The organism is Veillonella sp. 3891, assembly GCF_003992315.1.
GTDB lineage: Bacteria > Bacillota > Negativicutes > Veillonellales > Veillonellaceae > F0422.
This window is the reverse complement of the sequence record NZ_RQVE01000003.1, coordinates 98,718-125,294: the sequence shown is the minus strand read 5'-3', so window position 1 is coordinate 125,294 and position 26,577 is coordinate 98,718. Positions and strand designations below refer to the sequence as shown.

The window sequence follows — 26,577 nt, the reverse complement described above, 5'->3', positions numbered from 1 at the left end:
ACATTCTTATATTGACATTTACACAAAATATTCTAATAGTTACCCTTTAATTTTAACTTTCCCAAGAAATATCTATAATATCAAGACTATCATCAAATTTAACAGCTAAAATTTCATCACTTTCTTCTGGAGAAATCATATAATCTACAATCATTACATTCTCTCCATCTGTCCATAATCCAATATTCGTAACTTTCATACATTGTACAAATTCATTTACATCTTCTGGTAAATCAAGCTCTAATTCTTCTTTATGAAATGTAATATATGTATTATCTTCTAATAGATATTCTCCTATTACTTTTCTAGCTTTTTTGTTGTATTCAACAAAATTTTGTAAAAACTTCGTAAAATTATCTAATAATTCTGTTGTGATTTTAGCTGGTTTACCATACCAAAGTGTTGTATTAATTCCATTTACCTCTTCTTCCCATAATACAACAATATCGTTACTAAATCCCATACCATCGTCTAATCCATTTACTAAATCTAATTCTCCAAAAAAATCATGTTTTATTTTTTCCATATTCTACCTCATTACAATTTTTATTTATTCAGTAAATTCACTTGTTACATCTATCCATTTTCTATATCAATTTATTCATCGTTTAAATACTTTTCAAGATAAGAAATACTAGTTTCTGATTTATTAAAGAAAGCTCGACAATGCTTAAAGTTCTTTTTATGTTCATATTTTCTATATTCTATTATGTAAAAATTTAATTCATTTATATCATTTGCTTCATAATTTAAATTAGACTTAAAAATCTTCTTTATTTGATAAATAGTTCATATATCCCCCTTTGAAATTAATTTATCGGTATATACTCTAAAACAATATCACAAAGATTTCCATTTTCATCATACCCAAAATATACAGGATACTGTCCGTCTCCAAAACCAGACTGAATCATAGGAATTGATAAATCTGTATTAGGAATTTTAAAGTTTATCCAGTCTCCATCTTCTCTTTGAAATTTTGGATATTTCATGGCATTTTCTTTAAATTCCTTTGCAAAAAAATCATTATAAATATTTTTTCAGTATTTTCTTTATACCACTTCTCTACAAAATCACAATATTTATCTCTTGTTTCTACATCAACTATAGTTGCCAATCCTGCATCAACCATAAATCCAAAAATACTTTCATTATCTACACCTTCTAGGTTTTCATCACCTTTTAAAGCTTCGTAATAAATCACAGGCTTATTTTGATTAAATTTTACTCTTGTAAGTACATAACGATGGTGTTCTTCTTCGATTTCTGCTACCAAAGTTTCAATACTATACTTTCCTCTTGGTACTTTGGTTAAGTAAGGTTTTTCTGCTCTACTCAGCCAAACCAAAGGATCTCTTACCAAAAGTTCTCCCGTAGGAAGTATGATTTCTCCCATTTCTAAAACAAATAATTTTTTTCCATGAATTTCATTTTTTTCAAAAACTTCTGCATAGTTCATAGGGGCAACTAATAAATGTTTTACTGTTTCATATTTTTCAATCCATTCTTTTGTTGTATTCATATATACTCCATAAGGTTTCCCATGACATTGTAAAATGTTTTGTTTTACTTTATTTATTTTTATTATCTTCTAATCTCTTTAAATTTCCTTGATTTAATCTCTCTAGTGATAACATTTGATTTCTTGCAAGCTTTCTTAGTTCTATCATTCTTTCTTTTTGTTCTAAACCTTTCTCAATGAGGATTGCGTTGTAGCTTTCCATATTGGCTAAAACTAATAATTCATTTAAACTTGCATAATCTCTCATATTACCTTTTAAGTTTTTATTTTCATCTCGCCACTGTTTAGCTGTTTTATCAAATAAGGAAACATTTAACATATCTGCTTCACTTGCATACTTAAAACCTAACTGACTGTCCGTTAAATCATTTAGTAAATATGTTTGAATAGCATCAGTATGAATTTTATAGTTTATTTTTGATATTTCACGATGTAAATTCCAAGTGAGTGATAATTTTGAATTTTCATCTTCTTTTAGTCTTTGGTAATCTTTAATGATGTATAGTTCAAATTCAGCTGAGATCCAAGACGCGAATTTAAAAGCAATATCTTTATGTGCGAACGTACCACCACCTCTACCAACTTTTACAAACAAGCCTTTGGCATTTGTAGTCATTGCCCATTTCTGTGGGGATAATGTAAAGGCATTGCTACCTGCTTCTTTTAAAAACCCCTCGAATTCGAGGGGGTTAAATTCTGGATTATTTAACTTTTCCCAAATTCCTAAATATTCGATGGTATTAAAATTTCTCATCCAATTTGCAACAACAACATTAGGTTCTTCTTTGTTTTTATATCTTGCGATATCTGTAAGACTAATATAATCATTTTTAAAATCTTCTGTATAAATTTGTATTTCAAATCCTTTTACTTCAATCGTTTCTTTTTTAATCTTAGACAAAACTTATTTCTCCTTTCTAGTTCTATGTGGTGTTTACAATCAGCTAAATATTAGATAACTCTAAGCAACACATAGATTATTTATTTTAAGAGTTTTAATTTTTTGTAGAAGCACTAAAACCCTAGATTTTATTAGACTTTTTTCCACTAACACAATTATGACATACGACCCACATTCAGGAAGATAAAAGCCACACTTTTCAATGGAAATTTCCTTTTATAAATTTTTCCATTCGTCCACCTTTAAGTCAATTGTATTCAGCTTCCTCTTCTATTTTCTCCACCCATTTCTTAGGAGACAATATAAAGGAATTATATCCATCTTCCGATTTAATTCGGTCGAATTCGACCGAATTAAAATTATTTGTCAATTTTACTCATTAATATACCGTTATTGTATCATACAATTATCATTTTATATACTAACACCATCAGTATCTCCCAAGCCATAAAAAATTGGCATAGTCAATGGTTATGACTATGCCAATTCACAAAATAATAACTTCTTTATTAAATTTTATTCAATTGCTACAGCAGCCCCTGTATCCGTATGTAAGGAAACTCTCCTACTTCTACGTCTGTTCTAACAGCAAATACTTTTTCTAGTAAGTCTTCTGTCATCACCTCTTTAGGAGATCCATCTGCTAGGATATGACCTTGATAGAGTACACCAACTCGATGGGAATATTGCGCAGCCTGATTCAATTCATGAAGAACCATGACAACTGTTAACCCTTCACGGCGATTTAAGTCTTGTAATAATTCCATAATCTCCAACTGGTGGTTTATATCTAAATATGTAGTAGGTTCATCTAAAATCAATACTTTCGGCTCTTGTGCTAGCGCCATAGCAATCCATACACGTTGCCGTTCCCCACCGGATAAGGAAGATACTAGTTGATTGCGCAAATGACTCACTTGTGTGGCCTCTAAAGCAGCATCTACCACTTCTCTATCATGGGTTCCTTGTTGCTTCCACCACGATTGATAAGGAAAGCGTCCGCAGTTGACCAGTTCTTCGACCAACATATCTTTTGGGATAGATGGTACTTGTGGTAAGAATGCCATATAGCGGGCTAATTCTTTATTAGAATAGTCTCTTGCCTCTTTCCCTGCAATCTGGATAGTTCCTCTGCTTTTAATAGCACTGGTAATGGCATGTAATAAGGTACTTTTACCACAACCATTAGGACCGATCAAGGTAGCAATTTCACCTTCGTACACTATCCAATCGATGCCCTTCAAGACTTCTTTTTCACCAAAAGAGACACGACAATCTTTCACAGAAATTACTGGTTTCATTAGTCATCCCTCCTCAATAAATACAAGAAGAATGGAGCCCCAAAGAAGGCCATAATAATGCCCACTGGAATCTCAATAGGACTAAAAAGCGTACGTCCCACTGTATCACTAATGACTAGTACAAAAGCCCCCAAGAAGGCAGATCCTGGTAACAGGAATCGATAATCTGTACCCAACATCATGCGAGCAATGTGAGGAATGATAAGCCCTACGAAACCAATTAAGCCCGCTACTGATACGGCACTCGCTGCTAGGAGTGCTGCCACAGCAGTCATCATAAATCGTGTTTTTTCAACGGCTAAGCCTAAACTACGAGCTGTTTCATCACCTAGGCTGAGTATGGTCAATCGTTTTGCCCCTAAGAATGAAAATACTAAACCCCCTATCGTATAAGGAATTAACACATACACTTGTGGCCAACTACGAGCAGCAAGACCACCTACCATCCATAATAAAGCCCCTTGTACGCGATCACCATAGAACACGAGAAGAGCAGATATCATGGAGCCTAAGAATGCAGCCACTGCCACACCTGCCAAGATAATACGGCTGGGGCGTATGCCCTGTTTCCAGGCTAAGGCATACACCAGAATAGCCGCTGTCAAAGCGCCAATAAAAGCGATGAATGGCACTGCATATTCTAAATAAGGAAATAAAATCAATACTATAACACCAGCTAATCCTGCACCCGAAGAAACCCCTACGATTTGCGGATCAGCTAATGGATTTTTCATTACTGCCTGTAAGATAGCACCTGCCACTGCTAGATTGGACCCTACTAGGGCCGCTACTATATTTCTCGGAAAGCGAATGTTCCATATGACTAGTGAGTTCGTATCAGATAAAGTGGGAGACCACAATGTATGCCAAATTTGAGCCAATGTAGTCTGGGCGGACCCAAATACTAATGATAAGATTAGGGCAGCAATCGCTGCTGCCCCAAACACTAGAACGAGAAACATACGCCATGCATTGCGTGTTTGACTCGTTCTATTCATTATTTCTTTTCTTTTCCTTCTACAAATAACATATCGTTACGTTTTACATCTGTGTAGAATAATGCGTTGACAACGGATGCAGCAATGGAACTACCACCTTTGTTACCTTGAATTGTAATATAAGGAACTGGAGATACTTCTGCTAAATAATCTTTAGATTCTGCAGCACCTACGAAGCCCACTGGAATCCCGATGATCAAAGCAGGACGAATACCTTCTTCTAAGGCAAGGCGCAATACTTCGTATAAAGCAGTTGGTGCATTACCGATTGCCACGATTTGACCTTCTAATTGATTACCAAATGTACGCATCGCAGCAATAGAGCGTGTTACTCCCAATTCTTTTGCCATTTCAGCTACTTTTTCATCACGAATTAAGCAATGTGCTTCGCTGTTATGAAGTTTCAATGCTGGTTTAGAAATACCAGTGCGCACCATTTCCACGTCAGTGTAAACATGAGCGCCATTGTTCACAGCTGCAATACCTGCCGCTACAGCACCTTCGCTAGTACGGAATAATTTCGCATATTCTACGTCACCAGATGCATGAATCGTACGAGATACTACACGAATTTCGTCCTCAGTAAATCCCATATCTTTCACATAAGGATAGATAATTTCCATACTTTTATCTTCAATTGCTTTCGGGTTTTTAATGTAATCCATCGTAATCCTCCCATAGAGTTTTAAATTCTTCTACTGTTGAAATTGTCAATGCCCCTTTCGCCGGTGTTGGGCGATCGATGACGATGACATGTACATCTAAATCGATAGCAGCTTGTAACTTTGTGTCTGAACCTCCTACAAGGCCAGAGTTTTTCATCACAACTACCTCTGCTTTAGTATCTTGGAACATTACCTTATTCATTTCATAAGAAAATGGTCCTTGCATAGCAATGGTATGCTTAGGAGATACACCTAAGTCTTCCATCATTTGTAGAACTTCTGCCGTCGGTAATACACGAGTCCATACTTCTCTATCTTGTAAAGCCTCAGACTTGGCAAAGACATGCATCGTCTTACTACCTGTTGTAAGATACACCACCTTACCTAGCTTACCTGCTAAGGTAGCCGCCTCTTCTTCATTGCTCACATGATGTAATTTATCATATGCTGGTAATGGCACTTCTTTACGTTCAAAGCGAATGAAAGGGATCTCCATATCTACTGCTGCCTCGCGAGCTGTGGCGGTCACAATCGCTGCATAAGGATGACTTGCATCGACGAGTATGGTAATGCCTTTATTTTTTATGAGAGCTTTCATCTCTTCTAGGTTCAATCGCCCTTCATGGACTTCAATACCTGGATGGGATGCCAACTGTGCCCCATACTGGCTCACTACGGACACCAATACAGGTAATCCTGTATGTTCTTGCACTGCTACTGCTAGGTTACGGCCGTCTAATGTGCCCGCTATAACCCAAATCACAGTTTATATCCTCGTGGTGTAATGATTTGACCATTTTCCACGTATGTTTGGCTATTACCAATGATAACTAATGTTTGCATATCGATTTCTTCTTTGTGGAAATGTTCTAAATCAGAAATAATAATATGTTGACCTACACGGCCTGCTTTTTGTACGATCCCCACTGGTGTTTTAGGGTCACGATGTTGCAATACCAATTCACGTACTTCATCTAAATGGGTGATACGTTTTTTACTGCGTGGATTATATAAAGCGATAACCATATCACCTTCTGCACACAGTGCGGCACGTTTTTTGATTAAATCCCATGGTGTCATCAAATCGCTCAAGCTAATCACGGCGAAGTCATGCATCAATGGAGCACCCAATACAGCTGCTGCCATGTTCACTGCGCTTAAACCTGGTACGATATGTACAGGAGGACGTTTTTCTTCTGCCACTTTATTAGCCAATTCGATGACAAGACCCGCCATGCCATATACTCCAGGGTCACCACTGGATACCACAACCACTTTATGACCTTCTACAGCTAAGTCTACAGCTTGTTGGCATCGATCCACTTCTTGCATCATGCCTGTACCTACAGTGACTTTGTCTGCTACTAGGTCTTTAATCAAATCTAAATACGTAATATAACCTACCACACGGTCTGCTTGTAAAATGGCTTCACGTGCTTCTGGTGTCATGAATTCTGGGTTACCAGGTCCGATTCCGATGACTTGTAATGAACCCGTGCAATGGCTACGGTTGTTCTCGGAAATATTGTTTTGTGCTGCAGTAGCTCCTGCCCCTGCGCTAGTAATAGTGCTGTCGTTTCGCATACGTTTCCTACTCCTATAGTTTGTTTAACAAAATTTGATTCAATAATATGTGCCTCTTCAATACAAGGGGCCATTTCTTCTTGTGTATAAAATTGGATAGGCCATTTTAGTGCTTCCATGGCTTCCAATAATCCTATTTCATCAGCTTTCACGATGACTGAGGCTGCTCCCTTAACACTTAATGGGGACCGTCTTACGTTTTGTAATGATTCTGCTACCGCTGAAAGTATCAATTCTTTCGGTGTATCACGGCGGCATCCAATGCCCACCGTCATAGTCGGTGGTCGTAACACCAGTGTGACGCCTATGCAATCAATGGTTCTATCCGTAATGACAACCTTTGGCTCCTCTCCCCATGGGAATGGTTCCTCTGGATGAAAGAGAACATAGTCCACTTGATGTGCTTGTACAGCTTGTTCAAAGTCATCTGCCAAGGTGCTATCCAGATAATATTTGACACTTTCTCCATTGACGATAGCTGCATTCACCTTGATAAGCATGGAAAAATCTTCCACCTTGGCGCCGATTTTTCGAGCCAATACATCTGGCGCAGGCAATTGATTTACATCGGTGGCTGTCGTAATCACTGGTGTAGCTCCCGTAATCATTGCCACCTCGCTCGTCCATTCATTGGCACCGCCTAAGTGACCCGATAAAAGGCTAATCACGAAGTGCCCACCTTCATCCATTACTAGTATGGCTGGATCTTCTGATTTATGCTTGATGAAAGGTGCAATCATGCGCACTACAATGCCTGTGGACATAATGAATAAGATGCGGTCATAGTCTTTCCACAACTGTTCTATATGTGGTTTCAAAGAAGAAAAGGAAATCGCTGTGTCTCCACTTTCACGTTCTTCTTTTTCATAGCAATCTACCACATGTTCTTGCACATAAGCACTGCGTACTTGTTGTCCAAGGGTCGCGCCCCGTTTTGTAACAGATACAATAGCAATCTTCATCACTTCGCATCTCGATACATATGGGCAAAGCCTTTGTCATAGAGTTTAGATAATTCATAATCTGTATCCAATACACGGCTTACCACGATCATGGCTTGGCGGATCACGCCTTCTTCTGCCACTACATCAGCAATCGTTTCTAAAGTGCCTCGAATAATGCGTTGGTCAGGCCAAGATGCTTTTACAACGATAGCAACTGGTGTCGTTTTATCGTAGCCACCTTCGATTAATTCTGCTGCCACTTTATCAATCATTTGAACGGACAAGAAAATACACATTGTTGCACCATGGCTAGCCAACATGGATAATTTTTCTTTCTCTGGCATTGGTGTTCTGCCTTCCATGCGAGTGATGATGACAGTTTGGGTTACATTTGGCAATGTATACTCTTGTTGCAACGCTGCTGCTGTCGCTAAGAAGGAGCTTACCCCTGGTGTTACATCATAGGTAATGCCCATTTCTTTTAAAGCATCCATTTGTTCTTGGATGGCTCCGTAGATAGCAGGGTCACCAGTGTGTAAACGCACTACTGTTTTACCTTCTGCTACGCTGGCTTTTATGACTGCTAATACATCATCTAAGCTCATAGAAGCAGAGTTGTGAATTTCACAGCCTTCCTTACAAGCTTCTAAAATCGCTGGGTTAACTAGAGAACCAGCGTAGATCACTACATCAGCTTCTTGTACCAATCGATAACCTTTACGAGTAATTAATTCTGGATCCCCAGGGCCTGCGCCCACGATATGCACTTGTGCCATATTATGCCTCCTGTTTCACTGCAGTTACGATAAAAATAGGGCTCAATGGGTTTAACAAATGATAGGGACCAGCTTTTCTGAAACGGCTCACTTGCATTTGAAATCCTTCATAGGTATACGGTCTACCTTTTAACTCTTTCAAAATCGTATACCCTGTTTCCATAGTAACAGCAGTTACCACAAGACGACCGCCCACTTTCAACAAGCGTGTAGCCTCATCCACAATGGTACCCATACCGCCAGCACTACCACCGATAATGACAGCATCAAGCTCTGGTAAATCTTCCATACCTTCTGGTGCTTTGGCTTCAATAATTGTTAAGTTTTTTACGCCAAATTTTTCTTGATTTTGGCGAATTAAGTCTGTCGCTTTTTCAAAGCGTTCGATAGCATACACATGTCCTTTTGGAGCTGCTAAGGCAGCCTCAATGGAAATGGATCCTGTGCCTGCTCCCACATCAAGAACCACGCTATCTTCTTCTACACGAGCGGCATTCATAACAACCATGCGAATTTCTTTTTTCGTCATGGGTACGTCGCCACGAATAAATTCCTCGTCTTCAATTCCAAAAAAATGTCTCATCCTAATACCACCATCACGGAGTGACCGAAGCCCTCCAATGTCTGTAATTCTTCTAATGTACTGCGTTCAATACGCTCATCTTCATAACTCAATCGTTCACAAGCAGCCGCTTTTGTATCCTTCGGCCAACCATGTTCTTCGATTAAATATTTTGCAATATAGGCAGGATTTTGTTCGGGATCTGTTAAGAATCCTAACTTACGTCCTTCCGCATAATACAAATCTTTTTCCTCTGGTCGACGACCGTGAAAGCTCATTAAATCTGCGTTGTGCCACACTTCTCCAAGTCTAGCAAAGGCAAATGTCATGGAGCTAATGCCCGGCGTCACATCAATAGGATTATTAGGGAATTTAGTTTTCAAATATGGCAATAAAGAATAATATCCTGTATCACCACTCACTAATACTACAATATCATTGGATTGTAGTTGCTCGCCCATCCATTCAGCCATAGGTCCTAATTTTGCTATAGGAAACGTTAACTGACCAGGCAACGCAAAATCTTCTAATGCCCGTTCACTTCCCACAAGGACCTTAGCATCTTTGATGAGATCTAATCCTCTAGGTACTACATACTCTGGATTCCCAGGACCAATACCTACGACATACAAGGTATGTGCCATGATTCTTCTTCTCCTATTTCCTTCGCTACCTCATCGACGGCCAGTATAGTGCCATCTAAGGTAGATATGATAATACCAACTTTTGCCTCTTGAGCAATATAGCGCATAGAACGTAAGGATGCTCGATCCGCTACACGCTGGTAAATACCTTCCAAGTGTTCTCGTTCGATAATTGGCATGGCAGCCTCTGTTGTGCGACATTCCATTAATTCTTCACACACCTGTTGGGATGCTCCTTCTAAGGCTGCATAGGCAACGATCGTTTCCATACGACCATCACTCATGCGATTATGGGTGTGAAAGCTACCGCTAGCGAGCTTAATAATTTTACCAATATGACCAATGATAAGAATATTTTTAAAACCAATTTTTACACATTGTTCTAGCATAAAGCCAATAAAATTACTGGTTTCTGCCATTTGATTAATAGAAATACCTAGTTGTTCCTTAGCGATTTCTTGACCAATGCGGCCCGGAACTAAGATAGCTGTCGCATAACCTGCTTCTTTCATGACACGCAATTGCGGTACTAAGGAGTTTTTAAACCCTTCTTCACTCATAGGTTTTACAATACCTGTAGTGCCAATGATAGAAATACCACCTTCAATACCAAGAGTGCCATTCAGGGTTTTTCTAGCTAAGGTTTCTCCCGCTGGAACAGAGACTCTCACATGGATACCCATGCCCTTCGGTACCAACTCATCAAACACATAGGAAATCATCGTTCTAGGACCTGGATTGATGGCAGGCTCTCCTACGGATAATGCCAATCCTGGTTTCGTCACTGTACCAACACCAAAGCCAGCTTCGTAGGTGATGGCACCCGATTGATTGAGTGTCACCGTAGTCACAATATCTGTGCCATGTGTGACATCGGGGTCGTCACCACCATCTTTCACAACCGTCACCATCGCTTCTGTTGGCGATACTACTTCTACCTTAGCAATGGGTACATCAATGAAAGCATCTTGAGGGTTTCGTATAGAAACTTCATCAACAATTTCTTCTTCGATTAGGGCTAAGAGTCCAGCTTTCACCCCTGCTGTTGCACAGGAACCAGTGGTGTATCCACCACGCATATCTTCTACGTTCATAGTCCCTCACATGATAAAATAGGAGCATCTATTGGGTGATGCTCCTCTATTTGATTAAGAACGGAAGTTCACAAATTGTAATTCCACAGGTAAATCTTGTTCACGAAGCATGGTAATCACTGCTTGCAACTGATCTTTATCTTTTCCTGCTACACGTACTTGGTCTTCCATAATTTGAGCCGTCACTTTTAATTTCATATTTTTAATTAATTTGACAACATCCTTAGCCACCTCTTTAGAGATACCATTTTTGATGGTCACAACTTGGCGAACAGTACCGCCAGATGCTGGTTCAATTTTGCCATACTCTAAATTTTTAATAGCTACATTACGTTTAACCATTTTTCCTTTTAGTACATCAATGATAGCCCCTAATTTATATTCATCATCGCAATGAATTTTAATCGTGTCACCATCGTGTTCTATATCTGCTTTGCTATTACGAAAATCGTATCGTGTGCCGATTTCTTTCTTCGCTTGATTTACTGCATTATCTACTTCTTGCATATCCACTTCGGATACTACGTCAAATGAACAATCTTTAGCCATATAAACCTCCAATATATATTTACATGAACAGTTCAATTATACCCTACTTCCCTTATATTTTCTACCTTTGTAGTGCCTTTTATTATAGCTTTTAGGAATGTAGTATACGTTAAAAAAATACCTAATGAATACAGCTTTGATTTCTCTACTCATTAGGCATCTGTTATTATATCAAATTATATCAAATTATTTCACGCCATCTTTCGTGCGTTCAAAACCTACTTGTTCCGCAGCGATTTCATACAAAGCAATAGATACAGGGTTTTCTGTTCCTACTTCTCCTACCAAAGATGGATCTCCATCTGTCAATTCACGAGCACGCTTAGCAGCTAATGTGACCAATGTGTACTTGCTGTCCACTTGTTTTTCCAAATCTTTTAAATGCGGTTCTACCATCATAATGAAAGTCTCCTTTGTCTACTTACTATATTATTGCTGTCCTTGCTCATTGCTATACCGTTTATAAATGTATTGAATCTTTTCTTTGTTGCGGCTGATTTTACAAGTTTCAGCGCGCAAAATTGAGGCCGTTCTTTCAATGGCATCTTCTAAATCATCATTGACGACAATATAATCGTAACGATGTGCCAAAGCCAGCTCAGAACAAGCCAAAGATAAACGTTTATGAATGACTTCTTTATCATCTGTACCACGACCATGCAGACGAGATGTCAGCACATCTAATGATGGCGGTACAACGTAGATAAAGACCGCATCACTGTAGGATTCTTTTACCTTCATAGCACCTTGAATATCAATCTCTAAAATCACGCTTTTGCCTTCTTCTAATAAGTTCATCACGTGCTCTTTTGGTGTACCATAATAATTATCATACACTTTTGCATATTCTAAGAATGCATCTTCTTTGATTAGTTTTTCAAATGTCTCTACATCTCGGAAGAAATAGCTAATACCCTCTTCTTCACCCACTCGTGGTTGACGTGTGGTCATTGATACAGAATAGACCAAATTCGGCATTTGTTTGCGGAGTTCTGCACAAATCGTGCCTTTTCCTGCCCCAGATGGTCCTGAAATGACGATTAATATTCCTTTATCAGACATGATAACTCCAGTACTACTTACACATTATTCTATATTCTGAATTTGCTCTCTTACTTTTTCTAACTCTACTTTCAATTGTACAACTGTATCTACAATTGTAATTTCATTCCCCTTAGATCCCATAGTATTAACCTCACGGTTCATTTCTTGTAACAAGAAATCTAGCTTGCGTCCAATAGGCCCTTCTTCCTCAAGGATTTCCTTTAATTGTACCACATGTGATGCAAATCGGGCAATCTCTTCTGAAATATCTACCTTATCTGAAAGTATAGCCACTTCTTGCATAAACCGTTCTTCTTGAAAATCTACGCCCACTTTATCTAGCATAGTTTGGATTCGTTGCAATAATCGCTCTTCATGGTGCGCTAAAGCTACATCTCTTCGACTTTCCATATAAGCGAATAATGTTTCAATCCCTTGTAGTCGCTTCGTAATATCTTCTTTCATCGCAATACCTTCTTTGGCACGCATCGCAAGAACACCGTCTATGGCTAATTTTGTTGCCTCTTCTAAGGCTCGTCCCATCGCCTCTTCATCAGTAGGTGGTTCTTCTACAGAGATCCAATCCGAAGAAATGGACATAATCGCCGATAGAGGAACCTCTTTCACATCTGTATAGAATCCCTCGTCTACCAAAAATTGTTTAATCTGTCCACATAAAGCACGATTCATAGATAATTCTTTCTCTTGCTCACCGGACTCTTTGTATAAAATAGACACCTCTACCTTACCACGTTGAAAGGCAGATTGGATCAACCGTCGTACTTTGTCTTCAAAGATATTAAATTGTTTAGGACTTTTAATTGTAATATCACAATACCTTGTGTTTACCGTTTTAATCTCTACTTGGAAACTTCCTGTTTCTGTAGTCACTATGCCGCGACCAAAGCCTGTCATACTGTTCATGGATTTACCTCGCGTTTCCGTTCTATTTCTTACCTTTCAGTATAGCACGGTAAGACTAAAAATAAAACGTTTTATTTGCTCTAATCTATATCTAGCATAAGGTTAATATAGTTAGAAATTTTAATTCACTGCTAATCCAGATATGCATTATCCTTCTCTTATAGATTTATCTCAATGAAACATCAAGTTTAACCATGTCTCTATTCAGCTATATTTTGGGTGTCATACCTTTAATTCAAAACCTACCTATATCTACTAGTACTAGATTAGTGTATACTAGTATAGGGATGGTTTTTAAAATTTATCCCCTTCTTAATCAATAGTACATACGCATGGTATCCTTAGTAATATACCATGTAATATCAATCATTTATGTAATCTTATAAATAAATAGCTATGTCTTTTGTATAGTATCGAAGTATGATTTCACTGATACGTTACACTTTCAGATATAACAATACACCTATAACGAAAGGATTCCCATGAATTTAGATGGTTTAACATTGTCTGTATTAATACGAGAACTGAACGAGCAAGTCGGAAACGGTCAGATCCAACGTATTCAGCAGATTGATAAAACAAGTATACTTTTAAAAATTAATACACCTACCACAAGTCCCTACTTAGTGATTACCGTAGGTAGTGCTCCCTCTATCTATGTAACAGATAAAATAGTAGATGCTCCAAAGGAGCCCACCTCCCTCATTATGTATTTACGGAAACACATTGAAGGAGCTCGCATTACCAATATCGAGCAACTTCACGGAGACCGTATCATCCGCATCACTGCCGACAAATTAGGCTTAGATGGTTCCATCGTTGTAAATGAAATCTATGTAGAACTAATGGGTAAATATTCCAACTGCATTTTCGTACAAGATGGCATCATTTTAGAATCCCTTGTTCATGTCACACCACTTATGAATCGTGTGCGTTCAGTGGCACCTAAATTACCCTATGAATTACCGCCTAATACATCTCGTGTTGACCTCATGCAATTCTCTAGTCATGAAATAACGCAGTTGCTACTATCCTTTTCCCAAGATACAGTGGGCAATACGATTCGTCACATCTTCAATGGTTTTGGTCCTGTCCTATTAGATAATCTATGTTATCGTATGGGGCTAACTCCTACGACACCGATGACAGCGGAGTTCATCAATAGCATCACCGAAGGACTTACTAATTTGCAATCCCAACTTCTTAGGGCACAAGGATTATTCCAATACACCACGGCTACTGGTAAACGCTTGTTAACGCCTATTCCACTCTGTGAATGTTCCCCCCACACCATTGTTGATACTATCCAGTATCCAACAATTTCTGAGGCCCTTTCACAGGATGTGGCAAAACTAGGAGCCATTCATACGGCAGGAAAAGAGTTAGAAAAAATTATCGCCGCCGCTATCAAAAAAGAAGAAGGTCGTCACGAAAAAATTCAAGCTGAGCTAGATGACACATCCAAAGCTGATATGTATAAATCCTATGGGGATTTGCTCATGATTTATAGCTACTTGCCTCACCACTATGAGTCGGAAGTAACAGTGCAAAATGTATTATCTGACTCGGCTGAAGATATTACAATCCCATTGGATCCTCCATTATCCATTACAGAAAATGCGCAAGCTTATTATAAACTATATCGGAAGATGAAAAATCGCACGAAAAATGGTCAATACCAACTAGAACAAAGCACCATGCGCCTTTCTTATTTGGAATCCATACAATACAGTTTATCTTTAGCTACGACCAAACAGTCTGTTCAAGAAATTCGCAGTGAATGTGAAAGTGCAGGCATTTTGCGACAATCGAAAAAACCAATTCCTTTCAAGATTAAAAAAGATAATTTCTTGCATTTTACTATTCCTAATGGTGACGTATATGTAGGACAAAATAACCAACAAAATGAATACCTCACCAACCGTTGGGCTAAACCTAATGACCTATGGTTACATACACAGCATATTCAAGGATCTCATGTTATCTTACGTTCAGATATAGAGCCAGATATTAAAATGATTGAAGCCGCTGCGCAAATCGCTGCGTACTTTAGCAAAGGAAAAGATACGTCTAAAGTAACCGTGGACTACACCTTAGTGAAACATATTAAAAAGCCACCTGGATCACCTTTGGGGTATGTCATCTTTAACACCCATAACGACATTGTAGTAGAACCTAAAGCACCTGAAGGGTATACAGAAAATAACCACAACAATTGATTATTTGTGTATAATCTCAACACGCTATACTTTGATTCATTCAGATATGCAATATATTTAACGATTACATAAAAGTTTATACACATTGTAGAAAAAGGCTGTAAGCATTCGTATTTTTTGCTTACAGCCTTTTATTATTCTAATTCATTATATATGGCACTACTATAACAATGCATTCATTTTGCCAATTTCAGTAATTTGCTCCGCTGTTAATTTTGTAATACGAGAAATCATCTCTACGGACAGCTTCTCCTTAAGCATTCCAATAACAGCTTCTACCTTACCTTCAGTTCGGCCTTCTTCTCTACCTTCTTCTCTACCTTCTTCTCTACCTATTTCAATTCCTTCTTTTAATTTATTCTCCATTTCAAATGCCAAAGTCATATAATCTCGCCTCCATTCATCACATTGTTTTATCGTATGAACTTCACTATCAATCTCACACATCAGACTATCTTCAGGCTCTTTTCCATCTATATAATCTAAAAAATATTTTAGGGGTTTAGATATATCATCTAATTCACCCTTAGTACTCAAGAAAATCTTATGAGTCCCATCATTCAGGTGTCTACGCGTATTCTGCAGGCATACATTTTTAAAGTCATACTTATGAAGTTTATCTGGATATACTTCAAATGTACATATAAAAATAACGTATGCATCATTTAGTTCTGAATAGTGCTGCCCCTTTTCTAAACTATCAATATCTATTGCACTCTGATAATATCGGGCTCTTTTAATAAGCTCCTTCATATCTTTGCTAGTTTGCATTTCGATGTTAAAGATAGTTCCTTTATCATCATTCACAAATACATCTAGTCGCACACTCTTGCTATCCAAGCGAACATCAATAGTTTTCTCTTCTTCTAGATATTCTATATCCTTAATATCAATATCTAAAAGTCTTTCTAGTGTTTGCTTACAAATGCGTTTATTACGCATAACTTTCTGAAAGATAAAATTATCTTGTATCGTAAGTTCTTCATAAGGTTTGATAGACATAGGATTCACACTCCTTTTTCTACCTAAATTATAGCACAAAGATGATGGATTAACGAGTTATATTTTGATTTTTGAATACTAACTTAATACATCTGCCATAGCTTGTACTGTTCGTTCGATAGCGACATCAATGGTCTCTTTATCAATGGTTAAAGGAGGATTGAAATAGATAACATTGCCTAATGGACGTAGCAGTAATCCTCTATCCAATGCTTTTTTATAGATTTGATATCCCATGCGTAAGGAGCCATCAAAGCCTTCTTTTGTTTCTTTGTTGGTAACAAGTTCGATAGCGTTAATTAATCCCATGCAACGAATTTCACCTACATTTGGGTGATTTCCTAATGCTTTTATTAAGGCATCATGTAAATAGTTACCCATTTCTTCCGCTTGTTCTAAAATATGTTCATCTCGCAAAGTATCTAACACCGCTAAGGCTGCCGCACATCCCAATGGGTTACCACTATAGGTATGGCTATGCATGAACGCTTTCATCGTATGGTAATCATCGTAGAAAGCTTGGTAAATTTTTTCAGATACTACTGTAATAGACATCGGCATGTAACCACCAGTCAAAGCTTTAGAGACAGTCATGATATCTGGCGACACTCCTGCATGGTCAAAGGCAAATAATTTACCTGTACGACCAAAGCCTGTTGCAATTTCATCAGCAATTAGCAATACTCCGTAACGATCGCAAAGATCACGTAACTTACGTAAATACTCTGGAGGATACATTTTCATTCCTGCGCAACCTTGAATCAACGGTTCTACAATAACCGCTGCCAATGTGGAACCATGTGCTGCAAAATCTTTTTCCATATGCTCAAAACATTCACAGGAACAAGTCTCACGAGTTTTATCATAAGGGCAACGATAACAGTCTGGTCCTTGTGTATGGATTGTTTGATCCATCAACATTGGTTTGTAAATTTCTGCAAATAGATCCATACTGCCTACAGATAAAGCACCAATGGTCTCACCATGGTAACTTTCACTGAGACATAAGAATTTTTGACGTTCTGGATGACCTGTTTGATAATGATATTGGAACGCCATTTTCAAGGCACATTCTACAGCGCCAGAACCATTATCACTGAAATGAAAGCGTGTTAATCCTTCTGGCACCACTTCTTTCAATCGTTCCGCCAATGTGATGGCTGGACGATGGCTGAAGTTTGCGAAAATAACATGTTCTAATGTATCTAATTGGTGTTTAATAGCCTCATTTACCTTTGGATGGCAATGACCCAATAAATTACACCACCAAGAACTGATGATATCTATGTATTCTTTTCCCTCTACATCATATAAATAACAACCTTTTGCATGGTCGATCACAATAGGTGGCAATGTTTCATAATCTTTCATTTGAGAACATGGATGCCAAATTAATTCTAAATCCTTTTTTGCCCAATCTTTCATGTGTATACCTATACCTCTCGTACATTTATATTATAATTTTTAAACGATGTTTCAGATATGTATATCTCATATATAGCACCATTAGTAATTGTATTAACTATACATTTCAATAATGTATCTTTTAAATGTATCTATCCGTAATTATATAAACTTCTAAAATAAAGTTTAACACTAACATTACATTACTAAAAAAACATATCTCCTATATAACTACTTATGCATGTGGATTCACAATATCCTCGTAGCACGCTAGCATAGTCTCCACATCCATATGTAATGCTGTTTCACCAGGTCCTACTCGATCTAATACAGGAATGCCTGTCAATCGTTCTATCATTATACAATTATCTTCTTCCATAGGATTTCCTGTATATTGATTTACAATAATCCCTTTTACAGAGATACCTTTGGATTGCAAATAATGAATTGTCAATACCGTGCTATTAATCGTGCCAAGTGCTGCTGTGGCTACCACTATGGTTGGCAGCTGTAAATCCTTTACCACATCTTCTAGCATGTACAACTCTGTATCTGTCACATGCAATGGGCAAATAATTCCTCCACTACCTTCTACAGTTGTGTATGCATGTGTGTTAGCAACGTGACAGAAATTTCGATTCACTACAGTCCTATCGATAACCTTTCCTTCATGACGAGCCGCCAAATGGGGAGATACGGCCTCATCAAATACATAGGATAATAAAGTCTCATCTGCTTGTGAAAGTCCTGCCACTTGTTTCACATACCCTGCATCACTTTCAGAAATACTAGAAGCACCACTAACTGCCGCTTTATAATACGCCACATCGTGACCTGCTTCACGAATTTTTTTGAGCCATAAGGCAGTAATATATGTTTTGCCTACATCTGTTCCTGTGCCTAATATATATAAGCCTTTTGGGCTTTGAGTTGTTGTCATGATTTTGTCCTTTCCTACGTTCTTCATCACCTGCGGTGAATTTTACAAGTATCAACATAAGGTGCATACCAACGTGTATATGCACCTTATATTAAATCTGTTATGTTCACTATCGTTTTAAAATCGGAAGTAATCGTTTTGCAATGAAAGCTGCCAAGATGCAAAGGAAAATATCTGGAATCACTGGCAATGCAAAGCAATAGATAAATAATGTTTCTAGACCAATTGGTTTTGCTAGATATAAATCCATGATTTCATACAAGTAAACCATACCTAGAGCATACACGATAAGTAAGTTCACAAAGGATGCGGTTAATAATTTTTTGAAAGTAACTACCCCTGCATTTTCTATCATGCGACCTGCCACAAAAGCACCAATAGCGAAGCCTACAAGATAGCCAAATGTCGGTTTGAAGATGTACATGAACCCGCCACCTTCTGTAAATACCGGCACCCCGACAAGTCCAAGAATAATGTACATTGCTACGCTCATACCACCTAAACGACTTCCTAAAATGAGACCAGCTAATGTAGTAAAGAGTAATTGCAAGGTAAATGGTAAATTCGGGATAGGAATCTTAATAAACGCTCCTACTGCTACCAATGCTACAAATAATGCAGTCATCGTAATCTGTCTTGCACTCATCGTTCCTGTTACATTTGTTTCTTCTTTCATGATACGATCCTCCCTTGATCGACAACATAAGATGATAAAAAATGTCTTTCAAGTAGTATTAAATCACTATTATTTTTCATTGTCAACTCCAATATAATTACTAGGAGTTTACAATAAAAAGAAACGACCTAATATATCATTTACTTTGATATATAGATCGTTTCTATATTACTAGATATACCCCAAATGTATAAATAGACTATAAACATATGTAAAAGTTAATACAACCTCCATAGGGATGTAAAACTTTTATGACTGCACGCTATTTATTTGCGATTAACCCTTCTACTACTGGAATTTGATCTGTATCTTCTTGTTTCCACGTCAAAGGCACCACAGAGATATACCCTTCCTTGATATGTCCTACATCGGTTGGTTTATCTTCTTTAAGAAAACCTTGGTCTCCTACAATCCAATAGTACTCTCTGCCTTTGGCATCCTTACGAACATCGATAACATTCGTGTACTCTTGAAAACCTTGATGGAATACTTTTACTTGGTCCCAACCAACAGGCCCCTCTTTTAAGAAGTTAACATTTAACAACCCTTGGTATTTGCCCACTTCATACATGACTTTGATAAAATCAGTAATAAATGGTAATATCTCTTCCATACGTTTGACACTATATTTCTCAAGCGATAAAGCCAAAGATGGAATATCGTACATCAACCCTTCTAACGCGGCACCGACAGTACCTGAATACACCGCATCAGATCCTAAATTAAATCCATGATTAATACCAGATACAACTAGATTAGGACGATCATTTTTTAATAAATAAGATAAAGAAAACTTCACGCAGTCTACTGGCGTGCCCTCTACAAAGAGCATTCTTGGATTGTCACCCTCTTCACTCATCTCTTTTGCTCGAATCGGCACTTGTACCGTTAACGCACTAGATTTTGCACTTTGCTCCACCTTAGGTGCCACCATTGTTACTCGATGGTGCTTTGCTAACTCCTGTGCTAATCCTTGTATCCCTGGGGCCCATAAGCCATCGTCATTTGTTAATAAAATATGCATAGTGTCTCCTATCTACATAGTAATAATATATCTACTATTGTATAGGAAAATGACTATTATTGCTATATAGGTAGTTTTATAAACCTAAAGTTTTTTTCCATTCTTTCTTTATAGACACCGCTGATTCTTTTATATCTTTATAGGTAAATTTTATTATATTTTTATTAACAACAACAACATTCGTTACACTACTATCAAAGTTTTCATTACTACGAATTGCAGCAGTAATATTTTTATATAATCCTTCTTCAAGTAGTAAAGGAATTACCCCCTCTTCAGCTAACTCGGTACCTTGCTTCATAATACCGTTATATTCTGCATAAAAAATAATTTCACTTCTTGTTTTTGTAACGATTCCAAGGAGATAAACTGAATGAATTCCACTTAAACTGATTTTTTTTAATTCATTTATAATTGTATTTTCCATTATTTTCCCTTTTATTTAATTTTCGTCATCAGAAATTATAGCAATGCCTCTTTCACCTGTTGATTCAATCTTGAATCTCAAAATTACCGTGCTTAGATTACCATCTGCATCATATTCCCGTTTCATCGATGTTATAGAAATAATATCACCATCATCTTCCAGCAAATGAAATTCAGTTTCTAAATATTCTTGATCTTCTACAGAAATATCATCACTAATGTCATCCAACAATTCCTTAGATCCTACTTTATTATCAACTACTAGCTCTGTTTTTTTTCCATCAATAGTATAAGTTCTTTCAATTTTACTTGGTCTCGTAGAATCGCCTTCATAAATAACCTTACCAGAATCGTATACCTCTTTACCAGATTTTTTAGCTTCAGCAATTTCATTCTCTGAACGTTTATAGTCTCCTCGATTAATTGTATCTCTCATAGCCACTATATTTTCATTTCCTTCAGAGCCACCTAAAACTCTAGCCACTAGGTGACCACCATCATCATATTCTTGTCTATCAATGCCACCTGCTTCACTTTGTGCCTGATTATCTCTTTCGTTATCCGGCGCATATTTTGATTCCCCCTCCCAGGAAACTTGTCGACCTCTTTCATCTGTTGTATAGGTATATCCATTTTTTTCAAAAATTACATTAGGTAATAATTCTCCATTCTTTTTATAAATTATACCATTATCATCTGTTTCAAACAGATCTCCTTCTATATCATATATTGTATTCTCATATAATATCCCATAATTATAAAGATTATCTTCACCTGATAAATATGAGGATTCCATGGCTGAGTCTCTAGCTTCAGTAATAATATCTTTTGGAATATTAAGTTTTGGAAGTTTATCTTCCCAATCATCTAATGGATCTGGTAAATCTGGTAGTTTAGGAAAATTTGGTATATCAGGGATATATGGTAAATCAGGGAAATCGTGGATATCTGGGATATCTGGGATATCTAGATTTATATTTTCTTTCACATCAGAGATTTTCATTTTATTTATTTCCTTTCTGCCCTATGTAAGTGCTCCACTCTTTATATCTTTCCTCAATACTATTCTCATATGATGCAATATAAGAAAATAAACTTTTTAATACTTCAATTTTATATTCCTGCGATAAGCTATAAATCCTTGCATCAACTTCCTCTATTAGCTGCTTATGCAAATTACTAATATCTATATTTTTTTTCAGAGTTATACCAAACCATTCCCTTGCTTCAAGTAAACGAAAGACTCTTTCAGCTAGATGTAAATAATAAATATCTTTCCATATATTCAAACTCTTATTCTTCTTATACTCTTTTGCTAAGTCTAATATCCAAATTTTATTTTTATTCCTTATATCTGCCTTATTGAGTTCTACAACGAGTTTTTCAATATCCACTTTGATACTTGAGTGCATACGTTTTTGAAACAATAATTCTATCATATGTTTTTTTACATAGTTTGTAGAAGTGTTTAATTTAGTAACAGCTTGATACTGATAAATTTCATCTTTAGCCTTATAAAGGCTAATTTTACACAAAACTGGCTCTATCCAATCATTTTGATAAACAGCTGCAACTCCTCTAGGTAACTTAGCAATTTCATCTATTTGGTCATCATCTAATCCCGCTGCTTTTCCTACAAATCTTCTATCATTTTCGTCAGGTAATCTCATAATAATTTTTGTATTAGTGTTACGTATTGCAGTTATATCTACCGCACTAGGAGATTGATCAACTATAACAAACCCTTCCCCATAAGTCCTCATTTCAGCAATAGCATTACTAATCATTTCAACAGATTTACCCATTAAACTAGGACTTTCGTTATTTTGTTCCGTAGATGTTCGCTTTAAAATATTATGAGCTTCTTCTAATACAGCCATATGCTTAAAAGGAATATTCATAGAATTAGATGAAGAAATTCTATATTCACTAAGTCCCATAATCAATAACCCGATAATTAGGGATTTGGTTTCCATTGAGCCTACTCGACTTAAATCAATAATGACATTTTCATCGTATAGTATTTCAGAAGGAATATTTTTATCAGTAAATATTTGTCCATTTAATCCATTTGTTAACGACTTGACACGTGTCACTAAAGAACCAATATAATTACTTTTCATTTCACCAGAATATGCCGATTCATTTATAACATGAATTAAGGCATCCTCTAAATCCTTGAAAGTAGGATACATAGTAATATTATATTTATTTTTAGACGTCTCAAGATTCCAACCACAGTCTTGGTAAGATTTTAATACAGCATCTTTTAACACAGCTGGCATAGCCGCATACATGGGCCAGCATACATTAAATATTTCAATTAAACGATCTATGTGCTCTAAAACATGAATATTATCAGGAAATTTAAAAGGATTAATTTTTAATAACTCACTAAATGCTGGGTTAGTACCAAATACATGAACATTAGCCTGATTTCCAAATATATGCTTGTATTCACCCTTAGCTGGCTCTATAACCATGAATGTAGCTCCATTCATTTGTGCTTGTTTTATCAAGCCATACATCGTATTGCTTTTACCAGAACCAGTAGATCCCGTCACAAAAGTATGCATTGCAAGACTAGGAACATCAATCCTTACCTTACTAGCAGTTTCTTGCCCCATAGAATATATTTTTCCTAATACGATCCCTGAGTCTTCATCTCGTCTCTCATAAGTAACTATTTCTTTAGCAAAATCTGCATGCTCTACGACTGGCAATCCACGAACAGACTTTCTTGGTAGACCCATATGTATAGCAAGTTCATTACCACTCACTAACGCACATGGAGTTACTTCTATATTATTATATTCATTAGGATAAATAAAAACTGGATGAATGAAATTCTTAACATAGGATTCTATTTGTCTCGTTTCATATTCCTGATTAGAAATATTCCATGTATTAGTTGTTGAAACTTCTATTCCGGAGTTTTCACCTCGCATAATCGATTTGTATGTTGTCGCTGCCATTTCTGCCACATATTCTTCTTCAGATATAAAATACGCTGCACATTCATACATCCCTAAACTTTCGAACTCATCCATACGTTCCAACTGCTTATCTATACGTTCTAATATCCCTTCAACAGTTTTATCATGCGCAGTTAATGTCATAGCTGACGATAAACCTAATGACAAGTTTGATCCTACAGTTTTAGTATCAGAGGTTCCTTCTGATATAGATTCACTATAGCTTTCTGAATTTGAGCTTGTGCTAGAAGTTCCATTATTTGTTGTCTTAGATAACGCCCCTCCTGCTATTGTTAAACTACCTGAAACTGCACCGACTGCACCTATCAGACCTAAGCTAGCTCCACCTGTCATAGGTGCTAATAACCCTCCAACAATACCAATGGCCGCCCCCGTTGCTTTTAGAATTTTGGATGTTTTATTCTCTTCTGAAGTACTTTTGGACTCACTATAACTATATGATTTGGAATTACTTTTAGTATCAGATTTAGTTGTATTTTTCCCTATACTACGACTTTCATTTATTCCTTTAACAGAATTTTCTCCATAATTAATTTGCATGCTAGCAAAGGGTGACAATTGAGTGTATAAGCATTCATATGATTTTCTAAGTTCTCGAATTTGCTTTTGATCAGTGCCCTTTGCCAAAATAACCCCTGTATAGGTATGGCCTTGCATAGAGTACATTAACTTTTCTAAACCTTGTACAAAATTTTGGTTAGTATTCAAACCTTCATCACGGTTATTTGCAACTGTAGATACAGCAGAAATACTATTAACTTTTAAGTTTTCTAGCATTCTTTTCGTATCATCTAAGTCACAAAACTCAGTATGAATACCAGGAAATTGCCCGACCATCGCTTGTTTAAGAGTTTCACACAAACTACTTGGTGATTTATTAGAATCAATAGCACGTATCCCCATATAGAAATCTGTGTTTTCCCCATTACTATCAATAATAATAAAGATTGAGGCGTCTGAAGATGTTAATGTATTAAAAACGCTAGCAAACTTATACGATGAAAACTCATCTTTTTCATATACCATCTTTGTGATTTTAAAAAGTCTAACATTATCGTATAAATTACGCTTTACCAAGTCTTCATTAAGAGGAACTACTTCTAACGTAGATAAATCATTCATATAATTTTTTAAAATAATATCATCAACCATAGTTAGAGCTCTATTATAGCCTTCTCTGAGAGCCTCTTTATTTGGTGCAACTGATGTTTCTACCCTATTCATTAATTCACTACTCATACACTACTCTCCCTATCAAACGGTAGCATTCAAACATCTAAATGAAATACCTTAATTATTTTTCCTCATCTTCAGATAAGCACATTGCAACACCTGCCACTACAGCTGCACCTCCTACTAATGGTACTGCAATAGATGTTTTTAATGCTATTCCAGTAGCTGCGGCAATTGTACCTAGTACACACATCGCTAATCCTGCATCTCTTTTTGTAGATGGTCTTCGTACCACAGTTCGTGTTGACTTCTTTCCATTATTGATACTATTTGTAGATTGAGTCTGAGCTTTTTTGGCATCTAGTATCGGTAACATTCTTACTAATAGATCAATTCGTTCCAATGAAAAATTGGTAATTAATTTTGCAAGCTGAATATTAGCATAATCATCAGTCCACTCTTCAGATTTCTTTAATACTTCTCCATCATGTTCCACAATTAAACTAGGCATGTTACGTTTCACATATTCCAAATGCTCTTGAAATACATTGCCACCTAAATCAATTAATAGTCTATTCTTCAACATAACTTTTACCTTTGTTCGATTGCCTTCTTGAACGGCTTTTATTACTTCTTCTGAAATTGCCATAATTATTCCTCCTTTAAAATCTCAACACATGCAGCCTCTATTTCATTAGCATATTTTAAAATATTCCTAATATCTTCTTTTTTCCAAGCCTTTATTCTTGTAGATTCATTAATAATTCGTTGAATAGATTTAGCTTTTCTCTCGAGCACGTTATAATATGGACGATTATCTTTTTTCCCCCTCTTTACTGGGTCGTACTTTTGATTTATAGATCTATATGGACTATTAGATATATTTTTAGTTTCCGCTATTTGTTCTGCCCCATATAAATGTCTAATAAGTAACTTTATATATTCCAATCGTTCTTCTGTAAAGTCTCGAATTAAAATTGCTAATTCTTCATCCAAAAGAGATTTAGACCATGAAGATTCTATTTTTTTATTTACCGGTTGTTGAGGTACTGCCCAAAAATTCACATTTTGGGATTCGGCATATAATTTCATACTTTCAAATACGCGAAAAGTAGTATCTATAAGTAAACCATTTTTTAACATAACCCGAATCTTTACTATATCTTTTTCTCTTACCGCATCTTTAAATTTATTTGAAATTTCCATATT

At 36.7% G+C, this 26,577-nt stretch carries 27 protein-coding genes and 1 pseudogene; 1 reads left to right on the top strand and 27 read right to left on the bottom strand.

The genetic code is table 11. The features are described from left to right. Positions 1-52 precede the first annotated feature (52 nt). From EO118_RS02720 to EO118_RS02640, 17 genes and pseudogenes are all read right to left on the bottom strand, one after another. On the bottom strand, positions 53-526 hold the full coding sequence (locus tag EO118_RS02720; RefSeq protein ID WP_127068519.1) for a DUF2004 domain-containing protein: 474 nt from the start codon (positions 524-526) through the stop codon (positions 53-55). Positions 527-809: 283 nt separating this feature from the next. Next, positions 810-1,396: pseudogene (locus tag EO118_RS08790) on the bottom strand (DUF4241 domain-containing protein). Positions 1,397-1,571: 175 nt separating this feature from the next. After that, positions 1,572-2,423: a KilA-N domain-containing protein gene (locus EO118_RS02710; protein ID WP_127068518.1), complete on the bottom strand. Its 852-nt coding sequence runs from the start codon at positions 2,421-2,423 to the stop codon at positions 1,572-1,574. A 527-nt stretch (positions 2,424-2,950) separates the two neighbouring features. Next, a complete protein-coding gene (locus EO118_RS02705; protein ID WP_127068517.1) occupies positions 2,951-3,724 on the bottom strand; it encodes an ABC transporter ATP-binding protein in 774 nt (257 codons plus the stop codon). Beyond that, positions 3,724-4,686 (bottom strand): FecCD family ABC transporter permease, encoded by a 963-nt coding sequence (locus tag EO118_RS02700; RefSeq protein ID WP_370447320.1) that lies wholly within the window; start codon positions 4,684-4,686, stop codon positions 3,724-3,726. The genes EO118_RS02705 and EO118_RS02700 overlap by 1 nt, the downstream gene beginning before the upstream one ends. 35 nt (positions 4,687-4,721) lie before the next feature. After that, the gene (locus EO118_RS02695; RefSeq protein WP_127068515.1) at positions 4,722-5,387 is read right to left on the bottom strand and encodes a precorrin-8X methylmutase; all 666 of its coding nucleotides are present in this window, start codon (positions 5,385-5,387) and stop codon (positions 4,722-4,724) included. Then, on the bottom strand, positions 5,374-6,150 hold the full coding sequence (cobK, locus tag EO118_RS02690) for a precorrin-6A reductase (RefSeq protein ID WP_127068514.1): 777 nt from the start codon (positions 6,148-6,150) through the stop codon (positions 5,374-5,376). Before cobK ends, EO118_RS02695 begins: the two co-directional genes overlap by 14 nt. Next, the gene (gene cobJ / locus EO118_RS02685) at positions 6,147-6,836 is read right to left on the bottom strand and encodes a precorrin-3B C(17)-methyltransferase (RefSeq protein WP_240626939.1); all 690 of its coding nucleotides are present in this window, start codon (positions 6,834-6,836) and stop codon (positions 6,147-6,149) included. The genes cobK and cobJ overlap by 4 nt, the downstream gene beginning before the upstream one ends. After that, positions 6,833-7,933 (bottom strand): cobalt-precorrin 5A hydrolase, encoded by a 1,101-nt coding sequence (locus tag EO118_RS02680; RefSeq protein WP_240626938.1) that lies wholly within the window; start codon positions 7,931-7,933, stop codon positions 6,833-6,835. The genes cobJ and EO118_RS02680 overlap by 4 nt, the downstream gene beginning before the upstream one ends. After that, positions 7,933-8,691, bottom strand: coding sequence for a precorrin-4 C(11)-methyltransferase (gene cobM, locus EO118_RS02675; protein WP_127068512.1), 759 nt, complete (start codon positions 8,689-8,691; stop codon positions 7,933-7,935). The genes EO118_RS02680 and cobM overlap by 1 nt, the downstream gene beginning before the upstream one ends. A gap of 1 nt (position 8,692) precedes the next feature. Further along, positions 8,693-9,274, bottom strand: coding sequence for a precorrin-6Y C5,15-methyltransferase (decarboxylating) subunit CbiT (gene cbiT, locus EO118_RS02670; protein ID WP_127068511.1), 582 nt, complete (start codon positions 9,272-9,274; stop codon positions 8,693-8,695). Next, positions 9,271-9,897, bottom strand: a complete 627-nt coding sequence (gene cbiE, locus EO118_RS02665) for a precorrin-6y C5,15-methyltransferase (decarboxylating) subunit CbiE (RefSeq protein ID WP_127068510.1) — start codon at positions 9,895-9,897, stop codon at positions 9,271-9,273. Before cbiE ends, cbiT begins: the two co-directional genes overlap by 4 nt. After that, the gene (cbiD, locus tag EO118_RS02660) at positions 9,873-10,991 is read right to left on the bottom strand and encodes a cobalt-precorrin-5B (C(1))-methyltransferase CbiD (protein ID WP_127068509.1); all 1,119 of its coding nucleotides are present in this window, start codon (positions 10,989-10,991) and stop codon (positions 9,873-9,875) included. The genes cbiE and cbiD overlap by 25 nt, the downstream gene beginning before the upstream one ends. A 54-nt stretch (positions 10,992-11,045) precedes the next feature. Further along, positions 11,046-11,540, bottom strand: coding sequence for a YajQ family cyclic di-GMP-binding protein (locus EO118_RS02655; protein WP_062402554.1), 495 nt, complete (start codon positions 11,538-11,540; stop codon positions 11,046-11,048). 186 nt (positions 11,541-11,726) lie between these two features. Continuing rightward, entirely contained in the window at positions 11,727-11,939 is a 213-nt protein-coding gene (gene rpoZ, locus EO118_RS02650) for a DNA-directed RNA polymerase subunit omega (protein WP_009354099.1), read from the bottom strand. Between the two features lie 30 nt (positions 11,940-11,969). Continuing rightward, positions 11,970-12,602, bottom strand: a complete 633-nt coding sequence (gmk, locus tag EO118_RS02645; RefSeq protein ID WP_127061051.1) for a guanylate kinase — start codon at positions 12,600-12,602, stop codon at positions 11,970-11,972. A gap of 24 nt (positions 12,603-12,626) precedes the next feature. After that, a complete protein-coding gene (locus EO118_RS02640) occupies positions 12,627-13,508 on the bottom strand; it encodes a YicC/YloC family endoribonuclease (RefSeq protein ID WP_127068508.1) in 882 nt (293 codons plus the stop codon). Between the two features lie 482 nt (positions 13,509-13,990). Between EO118_RS02640 and EO118_RS02635 the strand changes: the two genes are divergently transcribed. After that, complete coding sequence (locus tag EO118_RS02635) at positions 13,991-15,727, top strand: NFACT family protein (protein WP_127068507.1); 1,737 nt, start codon at positions 13,991-13,993, stop codon at positions 15,725-15,727. 162 nt (positions 15,728-15,889) lie between these two features. Here the strand turns inward: EO118_RS02635 and EO118_RS02630 are convergent, their stop codons facing one another. From EO118_RS02630 to EO118_RS02585, 10 genes are all read right to left on the bottom strand, one after another. Beyond that, positions 15,890-16,729 (bottom strand): Rpn family recombination-promoting nuclease/putative transposase, encoded by an 840-nt coding sequence (locus tag EO118_RS02630; RefSeq protein WP_127068506.1) that lies wholly within the window; start codon positions 16,727-16,729, stop codon positions 15,890-15,892. A gap of 78 nt (positions 16,730-16,807) precedes the next feature. After that, positions 16,808-18,154: an adenosylmethionine--8-amino-7-oxononanoate transaminase gene (gene bioA / locus EO118_RS02625; protein ID WP_206168283.1), complete on the bottom strand. Its 1,347-nt coding sequence runs from the start codon at positions 18,152-18,154 to the stop codon at positions 16,808-16,810. Positions 18,155-18,368: 214 nt separating this feature from the next. Continuing rightward, complete coding sequence (gene bioD / locus EO118_RS02620; RefSeq protein WP_127068504.1) at positions 18,369-19,073, bottom strand: dethiobiotin synthase; 705 nt, start codon at positions 19,071-19,073, stop codon at positions 18,369-18,371. Between the two features lie 109 nt (positions 19,074-19,182). Continuing rightward, the gene (locus EO118_RS02615; protein WP_127068503.1) at positions 19,183-19,749 is read right to left on the bottom strand and encodes a biotin transporter BioY; all 567 of its coding nucleotides are present in this window, start codon (positions 19,747-19,749) and stop codon (positions 19,183-19,185) included. Positions 19,750-20,011: 262 nt separating this feature from the next. Then, positions 20,012-20,773 (bottom strand): 5'/3'-nucleotidase SurE, encoded by a 762-nt coding sequence (gene surE / locus EO118_RS02610; protein WP_127068502.1) that lies wholly within the window; start codon positions 20,771-20,773, stop codon positions 20,012-20,014. A gap of 76 nt (positions 20,774-20,849) precedes the next feature. Next, positions 20,850-21,200 carry a hypothetical protein gene (locus tag EO118_RS02605; protein ID WP_127068501.1) on the bottom strand — a complete coding sequence of 117 codons (351 nt, stop codon included), beginning with the start codon at positions 21,198-21,200 and terminating at the stop codon, positions 20,850-20,852. A gap of 15 nt (positions 21,201-21,215) precedes the next feature. Continuing rightward, positions 21,216-22,202, bottom strand: coding sequence for a DNA/RNA non-specific endonuclease (locus EO118_RS02600; protein WP_127068500.1), 987 nt, complete (start codon positions 22,200-22,202; stop codon positions 21,216-21,218). A 1-nt stretch (position 22,203) separates the two neighbouring features. After that, positions 22,204-25,434 (bottom strand): ATP-binding protein, encoded by a 3,231-nt coding sequence (locus tag EO118_RS02595; RefSeq protein ID WP_127068499.1) that lies wholly within the window; start codon positions 25,432-25,434, stop codon positions 22,204-22,206. Positions 25,435-25,489: 55 nt separating this feature from the next. After that, a complete protein-coding gene (locus tag EO118_RS02590; RefSeq protein WP_127068498.1) occupies positions 25,490-26,017 on the bottom strand; it encodes a hypothetical protein in 528 nt (175 codons plus the stop codon). Positions 26,018-26,019: 2 nt separating this feature from the next. After that, entirely contained in the window at positions 26,020-26,574 is a 555-nt protein-coding gene (locus EO118_RS02585; protein ID WP_127068497.1) for a hypothetical protein, read from the bottom strand. Positions 26,575-26,577: the final 3 nt, after the last annotated feature.